The organism is Nocardia sp. NPDC049149 (assembly GCF_043197455.1).
In the GTDB taxonomy this organism is placed as follows: domain Bacteria; phylum Actinomycetota; class Actinomycetes; order Mycobacteriales; family Mycobacteriaceae; genus Nocardia.
The window spans coordinates 851,900-864,735 of sequence record NZ_JBICTD010000002.1 but is presented as its reverse complement, the minus strand read 5'-3'; the positions used below and the strand labels follow the sequence as shown (position 1 = coordinate 864,735).

Below are 12,836 nucleotides of genomic sequence, written 5' to 3'. Positions count from 1 at the left end.
AGCTCGTCATGCCGATAACCCGGCGCATTGGCGGGAGTGGGACGCAGAGGCGCTGGCGGCGGCGACGGCGCGGGATGTGCCGATCCTGTTGTCGATCGGGTAGGCGAGCTGTCACTGGTGTCATGTGATGCGCAAAGGCTACTAGCTGCGTTTGTGCAGGTAGCGCATCTTATTCGAGGAAACGCAACCAGATTTGGTTGCGTTTCAGTTGCGTTTAAGGTAGCGTTTCCCCGATGGCCCGGACTTTCGCACAGCTTCTGGACACGCTCCGTTCGCTCGGTGGTGACTTTACCGATGTTGAGGTGAAATCCGCTGCCGGCGGTCTCCCGGAGTCACTTACTTCGACGCTGTCCGCCCTGGCGAATCAACCAGGTGGCGGAACGATAGTCCTCGGCCTGGACGAGAACCGCGGCTTTCGACCGGTCGGGCTGACCAACACGCAAGAGTTGAAGCAGGGCTTGGCGAAAAAGGCTCGGGCATTCACGCCGCCGATCCGGCTGACGATCGCCGACGAGACTGTGGAAGGGCAGCCGGTCGTGATGGCAATCGTTCACGAATGCGACGAATCTGCGAAGCCCTGCCGAATAAGTGCGACCGGTGCGGCGTTCATGCGTGGCTACGATGGCGATTTCAAGATGTCGGCTTTGGAGGAGCAGGCGTTTCTGTCGGCTCGGAATCCGCCGATGTTCGATCGCGCTCCGGTGCTGGGTGCGACCAGGGCGGAACTGGACGACCAGCTGGTCGAGGACTTCACACGCAATGTTCAAGACCGTGATCGAAATGGGCTGGGACGCTTCAGCGGGGACGAACTGCTCCGGCGGGCCGGGGCGTTGACCGCTGACGGAATTCCCACTGTGGCTGGACTGCTCGCCCTTGGCATCTACCCTCAAGAATGGCTGCCGCGCTACGTAATACAAGCTGCTGCCGAGCCGTTGGCAACCGATCGCCCCGGGACGCGTGCACGCAATCAGGTAACTATTTCGGGTCCGATACCAAGGATGCTGGATGCTGCTCTGGACTGGGCTCGGCAAACCTTCGACACCGCGATCGTTTCACAGCGGGATGGCACCGTTGTCGACGTCCCCGCATATCCCTTGGCGGCGTTCCGTGAGCTGATCGCGAACGCCCTTCTCCATCGCGACCTCGACAGCTGGTCAGCTGGAATGGCCATCGAAGTACGTCTTCGCCGGGACCGGCTCGTTGTTACCAATCCCGGTGGTCTCTACGGAATCACATTGGATCGGCTTGGTAAGGAAGCGGTGACATCGGCCCGAAACATGTGGCTGGTCAAGATCTGCCAATACCTGAGGTCGCCCGAGTCCGGAGGGCGAGTCATCGAGGCGTTGGCCACCGGAATTCCCACCATCACCGAGGCGCTCGACGCCGCCGGACTCCCTCCGGCTCAATACGCCGACTCCGGGATCCGATTCACAGTTGTGTTGAAAACCGGAACCTACACCGGCGCTCCACAGGTCGGTAGCAAGGCCGACCTTATTGGTCACACTCCAGCCCAGACCGACCGGCCGACGCTCAACTCGACCCAGCAGAAGATCGCCGACCTGCTCGCCGAAGGACCAGCTACCGTTCCCGAGTTGCAAGCCACGGTAGGACTCTCGGCACAAGGAATCCGGAAGGCGCTCAACGGAATGCGACAAGCAGGGTGGGTTGAACAGGTAGGTGGCGCGGGCCGGCGCACCACCTACCGGTTGACGAAATAGCCTCGGCTTCCTCGACCGCGTCATGTGATGGCGCACTACTCTTCAGGTGATGGCGCACGAGTCCGCAGCCTGGTGGCGAGACAGGTTTGTCATTCTGGCAAGTCCGGATTTGTGGGTCGAGGTTGAGCGGGCGGAGTGTGTTGTGTGTCGGCGCAATACAGGAGGGTTGATGGGTATGAACCAATTGGCAAGTGCGACATCGCCTTATCTGCGTCAGCACGCTGACAATCCGGTGCATTGGCGGGAGTAGGACGCTGAGGCGCTGGCCGAAGCGGCCACCAGGGATGTGCCGATTCTGCTGTCCATCGGGTACGCGAGCTGCCACTGGTGTCATGTGAGTTGCGAAGTACCATAGTCTTCGAAAGGTGTTGCTACCTGCGGAGATGCGATGCAACCTGACGAAGATTCCCGACTGTCGATGGTGTCGTCCTCGCCAGGTTGGACACGGAGATCCGGGGAGTGTGCCCCGTAGTTCGTGTCGGCAACCCAGAACAATTCGCCGACACGATCGCCGAATGCTCCGGGCCGCCATCATTTCAACTGGCCGTACGGAACGATGTAGTTCTGCGCACCCAGGCTCCGCCAACCGGTCTCGGATGGTTCCAGGGACGAACCGCTCCTGGTGCGATCTTTGGGCCACGGCTCTCTCAGATGAATCTGTATGTCATCCTGCAGAATTCGCGCCAGCTCCATCGCGAAGCCTTCCGCCGAGGTGCTCTCCGATTGGCTCGGATCGAGGGCCGCCGAGGTGCCCGCGTCCGGAACGGCGACACTCACCCATGCGCTCGGTGCAGGCCGACCGATCTCCTCATGGAACTCCCGCCAGTCATCGGGATACCCCGTGTCGACCCGCGCCCGTATACCAAGGGAATTCTCGATGTCAGCCGCAAGGCCGTTTCAGCCGACGAGGCCAAGCGGATTTCCACGGAGCGGTATGAGGAGTTCGATATGCGGCGTCGGCAGATCGAGAACGAAGCCGACGCCGTCGAGCTCCTTGAAGCCATGCAGCGTGAGATCGAGAAGCGTGCCGAATAGCTGACGCAATGATGCCGCGGCATGAGGCGCGATCATGACCGCGGCATCATCTCTCGCTGTGTTGACCAGCGAATCAGTTGGGCGCTCTGCGCGTCGAGCGGGATAGCCGTGGCGCGCAGGAGGGCGAGCACCTCCTGGATCGCGTCGAGAACAGTCGAGGTAGTGCGTCGCTGATGGTGTGGTGGCATCATCAGCGACGCTGTCGGCAGGGGATGCAGTCTGTGTGGATCAGCGAGCGATCGAGATTGCGAAGGGCGCGAAACCGCTGGATCGGATCACGTGGGGTACGAACAAGATTGCGGCTTCGGTGGCACGTGCGGTCTCGATCCCGCCGAGGTCCGTGATCCACTCTTGGTGCCAGCCGAGGTCCGTGAGCAGCCCTCGGACTACCTGTTTGGCCTCCGGGTCTTTGCCGGAGAGGAACGCGGTCGGCGTCTGGGTGAGCGCGGCGGGCGCGGTCATCACCGAGTGCAGCATTGTGTTGAGCGTCTTGACGACGTGGGTCTCGGGGAGCGCCTCCTGGAGTTGCTCAGCGAGGCTCGAGCCGGGGTAGAGGAGATCGGCGGGCAGTCCGTCCGGTCCGTCGACGGTGGCGTTGGCGACGTCGACGAGGATCTTGCCGCGCAGTTGCTCGCGCAGCGCGGCGAGCCGCTCCAGCGAGCCGGCGCCCGGCGTGGCATTGATGACGATCTGCGCTGTCTGGACCGCGTCGGTGGCAGCGCCCGGCGAGCGGTCCGCCACGGTCACTGTGTGCCCGGCCCGGGTGAGGGCGGTGGCCAGGCCGCCGCCGACGCGGCCGCCGCCGAGAATGGTGATAGTGCTCATGCTGAAGTCCTTACGGTTTCTGTTCTGGTCTGGTCAGCGGGAGAGGGTGGCGACCGCAGTGGCGTGCACGCCGGGCGCTGCGGCCAGGAAGCTGTCGCTCTCCAAAGTCCAAGGGCGGCCCTCGGCGTCGGAGATCTGTCCGCCGGCCTCGGCGACGAGCAGCGCCCCGGGAAGCAAGTCCGCGCGGGCACCGGCGAACTGCCAGAAGGCGTCGATCCGGCCGGCGGCCACGTTCAGCAGGTGCAGGGTGGCGGGCACGGCTATCCGCACCACGAGCGCGTCGACGAGCATCTCGGTGATCGAGGAGCCGATCCGCCGCACGACATTCTCGTCCTCGTCCGGCCTGGCCTGGCTCGTGGCCACGATGCTCAGCCCGAGGTCCGTGGTCCCCGACACGTGCAGCGGCTTACCGTCGCGGTGGGCGCCGGCGCCGGCGAGCGCGGTGTAGGTCTCGCCGGTCAGGGGCAGGTGGACCGCCGTGAGCACCGGTTGGTTGTCGCGTACGAGGGTGGCGGTCACCGCCCACTCCGGCAGAGCGTGCAGGTGGTTGATGTTGCCTTCGACCGGATCCACGATCCACCATTCGCCGGCTGGCAGAGCGCCGCCGTCCAACTCCGCCTCGACCCAGCGGGCGTCCGGGCGCAGGGCTTCGAGGCGGGGGCGCAGGATGTCGAGAACTGTGTCGTCGTTGGCGGCGAGCGCGCGCATCAGCTCTTCGCGGGTCTGGTAGCGGACTACGTCGCCGAAGCGCTCCCGCAGTGCCGAACTCGCCGTGCGTACGGCGATCGCGGTCTGTGCGAGCAGGTTGGCGTCCGAGGCGGCCGCTGTGACAACACCGGTGTTTCGAATCGTTTCGGGCATGGTGGTGCTCCAATCCGAGCAAGGGGTATGAGGTCAATCGGGCGGAAATCGTGGCTTCTTGCGCCCGCATCTCGAACATTAGGAGCAGTCATCATTAACATCAAGTGCATGTAAAGCACGGCTAGCATGACTCTCATGCAATTGGATTTGAATCTGCTCGCCGCGCTCGACGCTCTCCTGGAGGAAGGCAGTGTGGCCGGCGCGGCCGACCGACTCCACGTCACCGCGCCCGCGATGAGCCGAAGCCTCGGCCGAATCCGGCGCACGACGGGGGATCAGATCTTGGTGCGCACTGGACGCACGATGACCCCGACGCCCTACGCGCTCGCGGTCCGGGAACAGGTGCACGACCTGCTGCGGCAGGTCCATGGTGTGCTCGCGCCAAGCCGTGAACTCGACCTGGCGACGCTCGAGCGCACCTTCACGCTGCGCTGGCACGACGCACTGGTCGCCCTCAGCGGCCCCGCCCTGCTCGCTGCCGTGCGCGAGCAGGCGCCGGGCGTTCGTCTGCGCTTCATCGCGGAATCGAGCATCGACACCCCCGAGTTGCGGCGCGGCGAGGTCGACCTCGCCGCGAACGCGGACCGCCCGACCGCACCGGAGATTCGCTCCGCTGAGGTGGCCGAGACCCAGCACGTCATTGTCGTACGGCGGGGGCACCCGCTCACCCAGGTCGAGACCGTCACCGCCGCGCGGTATGCCGCGGCCGAGCACATCACCGTCTCGCGGCGCGGAAAGCTCGGCAACATCCTCGACGAGGCTCTCGCACGGCTCGACCTCGCCCGACGCGTGGTGGCGACCGCGCCCACCGAACGAGCCGCGCTCGAGTTCGTGCGCGGCTCCGACCTTCTCGTCACCGCCCCCGAATCCACGACGCGTTCGGTCGCCACAGATCTCGGCCTGGTCCTGCTCCCGCTCCCGTTCGACCTGCCGCCTGCCCGGGCGTACCTGTCATGGCATCAGCGCTATGACACCGACCCTGCGCACATCTGGCTACGCGATCTGGCGCGGACCGCGTTGACCAGTGCGATGAGGGCTCCCGCCTCGGTCAGTGCGTGATCCCGCCGGCGAATTCTTTCGACCGATCACCAAACCGCATCCGGGACAGCGCTTTCGGCTGCATAGGAGGGCCTCGAACAAACAGTGATCCGGAAATGACGTGCGCGAGCAGATGATGGATGTCGCCTCTTCGGAGGATGCAGAGGAAGAACGTGCTCTGCCGACCATGCATTAGATGAAGCGGAGCAAAGACGCGATGTACCCCGTATCCGGCGACGGTCGCAGGCTCGCGCGCCATATCTTGCTGTTTGCCGCGGTGTTGACTCTGGTCACCGGTGGTATCGCCGCTGCAGTGATGGCATCGTGGTCCGGGCCACCGCGGATCGAGGTCGGCCAGTGCGCGAAGCTGTCCGGCCTCAACTACCGGCCGGAGCTCGTGCCGAAGGAGTGCGGCGATCCGGACGCGAATTATGTAGTGGCACTGCGGGTGGACCGATCGAGTCGGTGGTTGTTGTCGAATACCCCTGTGTCGCAACGGGTCGACCACGCCAGCCCGGACTGCCCGAATCGGGACTACGTCAGCTTCTATGAGGCCAGCCCCGACGATTACACGCTGTGTCTGCGCCTCAACGTCGCCGAGGGCGACTGCGTCAGCGACGATGCCTTGCTGGCCGCCGCCAAGGTGTCGTCCTGCCGCCCGGGCGTCGATTTCAAAGTGAATCAAATATTCGCCGGGCGCGCCGACCGATCCGTGTGCGGCATCACCGCGTCCGCGCGCGACACCATCCTCTATCCGAAGCCGGATCCGTTGACGCTGTGCTTGACTCGGGTCCGATAGTCACGGCCGTGTGTCGGACGAGCGGGGTAGAGCCTCGGAACGTCCGTTCTATGCCGCTGCTCGGGCGTTCGGGAGCGGGGTCGGTGGCCCCATCCCGGTTCTGCGCCGAGTTCGCCGCCTGTTACCGGCTCGGCGCCAACCACACGATCCCGAGGGACTCAGCGGCTCGGATCGAGGGCGGCTGAGGTGCTGCGGGGTTTCGGCGGGCACGCGCTGCGTCGGAGTCTGCTGGGTCGCCTCGTCGGAGGTGATGCCTGCGGGTCATCGTGTGAGACGGTGGAGGTATGAATCGGCTCGGGAACGCGACTTCTCCGTACCTGCGACAGCACGCGGGCAATCCGGTGCATTGGCAGGAGTGGACTGCCGAGGCGTTGGGGGAGGCGCGGGAGCGGGATGTGCCGATCTTGTTGTCGGTGGGATACGCGTCGTGCCACTGGTGTCATGTGATGGCGCACGAGTCGTTCGAGGATGCGGCGACTGCGGAGCTGATGAATGCGAATTTTGTCTGCATCAAGGTGGATCGGGAGGAGCGGCCCGATCTGGATGCGGTGTACATGAATGCCACGGTTGCGATGACGGGGCAGGGCGGGTGGCCGATGACGTGCTTCCTCACGCCTGCGGGGGAGCCGTTCTACTGCGGGACGTACTACCCGAAGCAGCCGCGGGGTGGGATGCCGTCGTTCACGCAGTTGCTCACCGCGATCACCGATACCTGGCAGCACCGGCGGGGCGAGGTGGACCAGGCGTCGGCGCAGGTGACCGAGGCATTGCAGGCGCAGGCGGCCGGACTGCCCGATGCGGATTTCGCGATCACCGCGGAACTGCTCGATCATGCGGTGGCCGCGGTGTTGCGCGACGAGGATCCCAAGCATGCCGGTTTCGGTGGCGCGCCGAAGTTTCCGCCTTCGGCGTTGCTGGAGGGCCTGTTGCGGAGCTGGGAGCGGACCGGTGCCGCGAACGTCCTCGGGGCGGTGCATCGCACTGCGGAGGCCATGGCGCGCGGCGGCATCTACGACCAGTTGCGGGGTGGGTTCGCGCGGTATTCGGTCGACGCCGCCTGGGTGGTCCCGCATTTCGAGAAGATGCTCTACGACAACGCCCAATTGCTGCGTGCCTACGCGCATTTGGCGCGGCGCACGAAAACCGACGCCGGTGCACCGGAATCGCTCGCGCATCGAGTCACTCGGGAGACCGTGCAGTTCTTGCTCGACGATCTCGGCACCGAGCAGGGTGGGTTCGCGTCTGCTCTCGACGCCGACACTCATCTCGAACCCGGTAAGCCGGGGGTCGAGGGCGCGACGTACGTGTGGACGCCTGCCGAGTTGATCGGCGAGCTGGGTCCCGACGACGGCGCTTGGGCCGCAGCGGTTTTCGGCGTCACTACCGCCGGGAACTTCGAGCACGGTACCTCGGTGCTCACCCGGTACACCGATCCCGACGACCATGTTCGGCTCGAACGAATCCGCGACACCCTACGCAAAGCGCGCGACGGCCGTCCGCAGCCGGACCGCGATGACAAGGTGGTCACCGCGTGGAACGGCATAGCCATCACCGCTCTTGCCGAGGCAGGTGCCGCATTCGATGCGCCGGAGTGGGTGGCCGCCGCCGCTCGCTGCGCGCGATTCCTGTTGTCCGAGCACGTGATCGACGGCCGGGTCCGCCGCGCCTCGCTGAACGGCGTCGCTGGATCATCGCCCGGCGTGCTGGAAGACTACGCCTGGCTGGTGACCGGCCTGCTCGCCCTGCATCAAGCCACCGGCGAACGTACCTGGCTCGACGACGCACAGCGCTTGTTGGACAAGGCGATTCAGCATTTCGCCGACCCCACTGTGTCCGGCAGCTGGTTCGACACCGCCGACGACGCCGAAACCTTGGTCACCCGCCCGCGCGACCCCATCGATGGCGCCACCCCGGCCGGTGCGTCCTCTCTCGCCGAGGCACTGCTCACCGCCGGTGCCGCAGGCGACGTCGACCACGCCGTGCCTTATCGCGCCTTGGCCGCCCAGACCCTCCAGCGCGGCGCGGTCGTGCTGGCCCGCGCCCCACGGTCGGCAGGCCAGTGGCTCACGGTCGCCGAGGCGGCCCTGCGCGGCCCGCTCCAGGTCGCCATCGCCACCGAAGCACCTAGCAAGCCAAGCGAATTGCTCACCACCGCCCGCGCCACCGCTCCGGGTGGCACGGTGATCCTTGCGGCCCCGCCGAACTCGGCCCCGCTCCTGGCCGACCGCCCCCTGCTGCATGGCGAACCCGCCGCCTACGTCTGCCGCGGCACCGTCTGCGACCTCCCGGTCGCCACCGCTGCCGAGCTACGCGCCGCCCTCGAACGCCCCTGACGTCCACAGAGGTTCGACACGGTGCACAGCACCTACAACTGCTGTGAACCGTGTGGACCCTTTGTGGTTCCGTCGTTCACGCGAGACGGTCAGTCGGTTTCCGTTGGGGTGGTGGAGACTTCGACAATCGTGCTGGGGTCGATGGCCGGTTCGGGGTGAACGATGGGCGCCTCGGGCCGGGTGGTGTTCCGGGTCTTTGTGACGGCACGCTTGTCGATATCGGTCCAGCACGCGGTCGGCTGCTTCATACCGCGCAGCAGGATCGTTTCGTACAGAGCCCATTTCGCGCGCTCGTGCGCGGCAGCGGCCTCGATGACGGAGCCGCTCACCAGGATTCGGCGCGGCACCTCTTTCGCCTCGGTGGTGAGCCTGGCCGCCTCGTTGACGGCGTCGCCGATGACGGTGTATTCCAGGCGGGTGTCGGAGCCGACATCGCCTGCGAAGACCGGGCCGTGTGCGACACCGATCCCGATATCGAGTTCGCCGGCGGCGACCACCTCGTCCCGGATGCGGCGGGCCGCCCGCAGCGCGGGAGTCGCGTTGTCGCGCAGGGCGATCGGGGCACCGAAGATGCACAGCGCCGCGTCGCCCTCGAACTTGTTGACCAGTCCGTTGTTCTCCTCGGTGGCCGCGACGACGGTCGCGAGCAGCCGATTCAGCTTGGCGACGAACTCTTCCGGCGGCAGCCCGGTGGACAGTTCGACCGAGCCGGTCACATCGACGAACAACGCGGTCACCGTGCGCACATCGCCGGTGAGGTCGAGGCCACCGGCGAGCGCGCGCTCGGCCACCTCGGTGCCGACGTGCCTGCCGAACAGATCGCGCATCCGTTGCCGCTCGGACAGATTCGCGGCCAGCTCGTTGACCGAGTTCTCCAGCCGCCCGATCTCGCTGGTGCTGCCGACCGGAACCCGCACGTCCAGATCGCCTTGGGTGATCCGGTCGAGCGCCGCGCGCAGCATGCGCATCGGCGAAGCCACCGCGCGGGCCAGAAAGGCGGTCGCCAGCGCACCGACGCCGAGTCCGACGATCGACAGATAGATGGCGGTGCGCACCCGATCGTGCGGGTCGGCCACCGGATTGGCCAGCACCACGATCAGCATCAGCAGCGGAAGTGCGGACGCCACGGCCCAGCTCACCACGACCCGGACGAGGACCGAGGAACTCCAGTGCATGGTCGGCCCGAGCACGGCGGCCACCACCGGGATGGTCGGCCGGATCAACCGATCGACGATGAGGAAGGTCAACCCCACTGATTCGAACCCGCCGAGGGCGAACAGTGCCGCTGTCACCATCGGATCGGTGTTCGGTGCCAGCTGGACGAGGATCAGCGGCCCCAGGATGATGCCGATGCTCCACACGGCCAGCGCCCGCGTGGTGATGATGATCGGCAGGCGAAGCACCTGTCGCGCTTCCGCTTCGGTCGGTCTGCGTCCGGCGTCCAGCCAGCCGAAATGCTGGCTGCGGTCCCGGACGGCGAGCACGACCCCGAACGCAAGGCCCAGCGCGGGATAGATGCCAACCACCGCCGTCGACCGCAACCATTCGGCGCCGAGCCTGGTGAGCGAGCCGCTGAGCCACAACTCGATCACGATCACCGCGAGACCGCTGAAGTTGGTGGTGATCACCACAGCAGCCAAGCCCGCACGCGCTTTGAGCGCCCAGATGACGAGGCGCGCGATCATGTCGCCAGGCTTCGGGACGACAAGAAACCCGCTGCGGGGGCGGTCGATGGGATCGGCACGATGGCCGTCGATGGGATCGGCACGATGGCCAACGCCGACAGCGCGGCGCTAGGGGCGGCACCGAGGTAGAACACGAACAACGAGCTTAGAACCAGCCCGACCGCAAAAGCCGGTTTCCCGGTGATCTTGTCGAACGCGTCGGCCGCAGGCTCTCTGCCGCCGGACGGGTTCGTGCCGGTCAGCGCAACACGACGAGCCAGACCGCGACGTAGTGGGTCAGCGCGGCGAGCACCGTCGCGGCATGGAAGAACTCGTGATGCCCGAACACGGTCGGCCACGGGTTCGGCCATTTGGTCGCGTAGAGGATCGCGCCGCCGCTGTAGAACAGTCCGCCGATCAGCAGCAGGATCAGCGGTGCGATGCCGATGTTGGTGTTCAGCTGCCCGGCCACCGGCACGATCGCCCAGCCGAGCAACAGATACAGCGGCACGCCGACCCAGCGAGGCGCGGTGGGCCACAGCAGTTTCAGCGCGACGCCTGCCAGCGCGCCCGCCCACACCACGATGAGCAGCCTCTGCCCGGTGCGACCTGGCAGGCCGAGCAACGCGAACGGCGTGTAGCTGCCCGCGATGAACAGGAAGATCATCGAGTGGTCGGCCCGCTTCATCCGGATGCGTGCCTGCACAGTCGGCCAGGTGACCCGGTGATAGACCGCGCTGATGCCGAACAGCCCACACACCGTCAGCCCATAGACGAGGGTGGACCAGCCCGCGGTCGCCGAGACGGTGGCCGCCTTCGCGATCAGCACGATGGCGGCGACGGCCGCGATGCCGACCGCCCAGGTGTGGATCCAGCCGCGCATCCGCGGCTTGAAGAGCGCATCGATCGGCGTGCCGTCCGCCACTCCGGTGTCGGTGACGCCGATGGATTCGGACACGAGCTACCTCCTGGTTGAACCGCCCGGTAACCTACGGCGCCGTAGGTTACGGCCCTGGCGTCACTGTACCGGGATATGCGGTCGCTGCCGAGATCGCGCCGCTAAGGCGTAGGGTGGCCCGCGTGGAGCTTCCGGTTCAGGTGCGGGGTTTGCCGTATCGCATCTACGAGGCCCGGCTGACCAAGCAGCTGGCCGGCAAACAACATCCCCGCCATGTCGCGGTGATGTGCGATGGCAATCGACGGTGGGCCCGCGAGAACGGTTTCACCGATGTGAGCCACGGCCATCGGGTCGGCGCGGTGAAGATCGCCGAACTCGTCGGCTGGTGTCAGGCCGAGGGCATCGAGATGGTCACCGTCTATCTGCTGTCGACGGAGAACCTGCTGCGCGATCCCGACGAGCTCGAGACGCTCTTCGAGGTGATCACCGACGTCGTCGAGGAACTGTCGGCGCCGGAACAGAATTGGAGCGTGCGGGTCGTCGGATCGTTGGACGGGCTGCCCGAGCTGGTCGCCAAGCGGATCCGCACCGCGGCTGAGCGCACCGAGGGTCGCGATGGCGTGCACGTGAACGTGGCCGTCGGCTACGGCGGCAGGCAGGAGATCACCGACGCGGTGCGCTCGCTGGTCCGTCAGGAGATCGCTGCGGGCGAAACCGGCGAGGATCTCGTGCAGTCGATCACCGTGAACGCGATCGGTCAGCACCTCTACACCTCGGGCCAGCCGGACCCTGATCTGGTCATTCGCACCTCCGGTGAGCAGCGCCTCTCCGGATTCCTGCTGTGGCAGAGCGCATACTCGGAGATATGGTTCACCGAGGCGTACTGGCCGGAATTCCGGCGTGTGGATTTCCTGCGGGCGCTGCGCGACTACGCGGCCAGACACCGCAGATTCGGCATCTAGCGCCGCCGATCAACGCACCAGGCCGCCCGGAAGGGGCTCTGGCTCAGCGGCGTTCGAGCCTGCCCCGATCGGCGGACCGATGAGCGACCTCGACAGCCGATCCGACGGTTTCCGGGACCCGGCGGCCGACGACGATCGTGCGCCGGTGTCCTACATCAGCTACGAAGACTTCGGGCGCCGGTTCCTCGAATACGCGGCCACCGAGGAGCGCATCCTCGGCGCGTTCGACCAGTTGACCGGCGCCGCATTCGATTTCGGCCCGATCGGGGTCGGCCCAGGCCGGTTGGCGAAGGCGAGTGCGCAGGTGCTGCTCGGACAGGCGCAGGTGCACCGCGATATCGAGGACGTCATCTCGTTCCAGCTGAAGATTCCGCTGAGCGTCGACATGCTCATCGATCTGGCGTTGGACAAGCACCGCTTCGAGGTCGACGGCCACATCCACCTGCACCTGATCGTGCGCGCGGCCGCACCGCTGCGGGTCGTCATCGAGATCGCCACCCCGCGCTCGAGCGACGTCAGGATCAACGTCGCCACCGGCACTGTCCGCGGGCAACTACTGCGCATCGTGGCCAGCGTCGATCAGGAGATCCGGCGATTCATCGCCCGCTATATCGCCAAGGAGATCCGCAAACCGCACATTGCCGCGGCCCGCGATATCAATGTGGCGAAACGCCTCGACGAGGCCTGGAAATTGTAAGCGGGA

12 protein-coding genes and 2 pseudogenes are annotated in these 12,836 nt (G+C 66.2%); 9 read left to right on the top strand and 5 right to left on the bottom strand.

Annotation, left to right across the window (positions count from 1 at the left end):
• Positions 1 to 4 precede the first annotated feature (4 nt).
• From ACGFNJ_RS09765 to ACGFNJ_RS09755, 3 genes and pseudogenes are all read left to right on the top strand, one after another.
• Positions 5 to 100: pseudogene (locus ACGFNJ_RS09765) on the top strand (DUF255 domain-containing protein); the annotation flags it as partial.
• A gap of 133 nt (positions 101 to 233) precedes the next feature.
• Complete coding sequence (locus ACGFNJ_RS09760) at positions 234 to 1,718, top strand: ATP-binding protein (RefSeq protein ID WP_393445434.1); 1,485 nt, start codon at positions 234 to 236, stop codon at positions 1,716 to 1,718.
• Positions 1,719 to 1,893: 175 nt separating this feature from the next.
• Positions 1,894 to 2,055: pseudogene (locus tag ACGFNJ_RS09755) on the top strand (DUF255 domain-containing protein); the annotation flags it as partial.
• A 194-nt stretch (positions 2,056 to 2,249) separates the two neighbouring features.
• Here the strand turns inward: ACGFNJ_RS09755 and ACGFNJ_RS09750 are convergent.
• Complete coding sequence (locus ACGFNJ_RS09750) at positions 2,250 to 2,495, bottom strand: hypothetical protein (protein ID WP_393445431.1); 246 nt, start codon at positions 2,493 to 2,495, stop codon at positions 2,250 to 2,252.
• A 33-nt stretch (positions 2,496 to 2,528) separates the two neighbouring features.
• Between ACGFNJ_RS09750 and ACGFNJ_RS09745 the strand changes: the two genes are divergently transcribed.
• Positions 2,529 to 2,753 carry a hypothetical protein gene (locus tag ACGFNJ_RS09745; RefSeq protein WP_393445429.1) on the top strand — a complete coding sequence of 75 codons (225 nt, stop codon included), beginning with the start codon at positions 2,529 to 2,531 and terminating at the stop codon, positions 2,751 to 2,753.
• 228 nt (positions 2,754 to 2,981) lie between these two features.
• Here the strand turns inward: ACGFNJ_RS09745 and ACGFNJ_RS09740 are convergent, their stop codons facing one another.
• Positions 2,982 to 3,578: an NADPH-dependent F420 reductase gene (locus tag ACGFNJ_RS09740; RefSeq protein WP_393445427.1), complete on the bottom strand. Its 597-nt coding sequence runs from the start codon at positions 3,576 to 3,578 to the stop codon at positions 2,982 to 2,984.
• 33 nt (positions 3,579 to 3,611) lie between these two features.
• Positions 3,612 to 4,439 (bottom strand): inositol monophosphatase family protein, encoded by an 828-nt coding sequence (locus ACGFNJ_RS09735; RefSeq protein ID WP_393445425.1) that lies wholly within the window; start codon positions 4,437 to 4,439, stop codon positions 3,612 to 3,614.
• 135 nt (positions 4,440 to 4,574) lie between these two features.
• Between ACGFNJ_RS09735 and ACGFNJ_RS09730 the strand changes: the two genes are divergently transcribed.
• The 3 genes from ACGFNJ_RS09730 (at position 4,575) to ACGFNJ_RS09720 (ending at position 8,609) form a co-directional block, all read left to right on the top strand.
• Positions 4,575 to 5,498: a LysR family transcriptional regulator gene (locus ACGFNJ_RS09730; RefSeq protein ID WP_393445423.1), complete on the top strand. Its 924-nt coding sequence runs from the start codon at positions 4,575 to 4,577 to the stop codon at positions 5,496 to 5,498.
• Positions 5,499 to 5,673: 175 nt separating this feature from the next.
• Positions 5,674 to 6,276: a hypothetical protein gene (locus tag ACGFNJ_RS09725; protein WP_393445421.1), complete on the top strand. Its 603-nt coding sequence runs from the start codon at positions 5,674 to 5,676 to the stop codon at positions 6,274 to 6,276.
• A 284-nt stretch (positions 6,277 to 6,560) separates the two neighbouring features.
• The gene (locus ACGFNJ_RS09720) at positions 6,561 to 8,609 is read left to right on the top strand and encodes a thioredoxin domain-containing protein (RefSeq protein WP_393445417.1); all 2,049 of its coding nucleotides are present in this window, start codon (positions 6,561 to 6,563) and stop codon (positions 8,607 to 8,609) included.
• 89 nt (positions 8,610 to 8,698) lie between these two features.
• On the opposite strand, the gene ACGFNJ_RS09715 is transcribed toward ACGFNJ_RS09720, so the two are convergent.
• Positions 8,699 to 10,294, bottom strand: a complete 1,596-nt coding sequence (locus ACGFNJ_RS09715) for an adenylate/guanylate cyclase domain-containing protein (RefSeq protein WP_393445415.1) — start codon at positions 10,292 to 10,294, stop codon at positions 8,699 to 8,701.
• 238 nt (positions 10,295 to 10,532) lie between these two features.
• Entirely contained in the window at positions 10,533 to 11,156 is a 624-nt protein-coding gene (locus ACGFNJ_RS09710; RefSeq protein WP_393445925.1) for a hemolysin III family protein, read from the bottom strand.
• Between the two features lie 188 nt (positions 11,157 to 11,344).
• On the opposite strand from ACGFNJ_RS09710, the gene ACGFNJ_RS09705 reads away from it, so the two are divergent.
• Complete coding sequence (locus ACGFNJ_RS09705) at positions 11,345 to 12,133, top strand: isoprenyl transferase (RefSeq protein WP_141717848.1); 789 nt, start codon at positions 11,345 to 11,347, stop codon at positions 12,131 to 12,133.
• Between the two features lie 79 nt (positions 12,134 to 12,212).
• Positions 12,213 to 12,830, top strand: coding sequence for a hypothetical protein (locus tag ACGFNJ_RS09700; protein WP_393445413.1), 618 nt, complete (start codon positions 12,213 to 12,215; stop codon positions 12,828 to 12,830).
• Positions 12,831 to 12,836: the final 6 nt, after the last annotated feature.

Bases quoted from the DNA above. Each gene is read 5' to 3' on its own strand.
- ACGFNJ_RS09760 (WP_393445434.1), top strand. From the start codon at position 234: ATGGCCCGGACTTTCGCACAGCTTCTGGACACGCTCCGTTCGCTCGGT.
- ACGFNJ_RS09745 (WP_393445429.1), top strand. From the start codon at position 2,529: ATGGAACTCCCGCCAGTCATCGGGATACCCCGTGTCGACCCGCGCCCG.
- ACGFNJ_RS09740 (WP_393445427.1), bottom strand. From the start codon at position 3,578: ATGAGCACTATCACCATTCTCGGCGGCGGCCGCGTCGGCGGCGGCCTG.
- ACGFNJ_RS09735 (WP_393445425.1), bottom strand. From the start codon at position 4,439: ATGCCCGAAACGATTCGAAACACCGGTGTTGTCACAGCGGCCGCCTCG.
- ACGFNJ_RS09730 (WP_393445423.1), top strand. From the start codon at position 4,575: ATGCAATTGGATTTGAATCTGCTCGCCGCGCTCGACGCTCTCCTGGAG.
- ACGFNJ_RS09725 (WP_393445421.1), top strand. From the start codon at position 5,674: ATGAAGCGGAGCAAAGACGCGATGTACCCCGTATCCGGCGACGGTCGC.
- ACGFNJ_RS09720 (WP_393445417.1), top strand. From the start codon at position 6,561: ATGAATCGGCTCGGGAACGCGACTTCTCCGTACCTGCGACAGCACGCG.
- ACGFNJ_RS09715 (WP_393445415.1), bottom strand. From the start codon at position 10,294: ATGATCGCGCGCCTCGTCATCTGGGCGCTCAAAGCGCGTGCGGGCTTG.
- ACGFNJ_RS09710 (WP_393445925.1), bottom strand. From the start codon at position 11,156: ATGCGCGGCTGGATCCACACCTGGGCGGTCGGCATCGCGGCCGTCGCC.
- ACGFNJ_RS09700 (WP_393445413.1), top strand. From the start codon at position 12,213: ATGAGCGACCTCGACAGCCGATCCGACGGTTTCCGGGACCCGGCGGCC.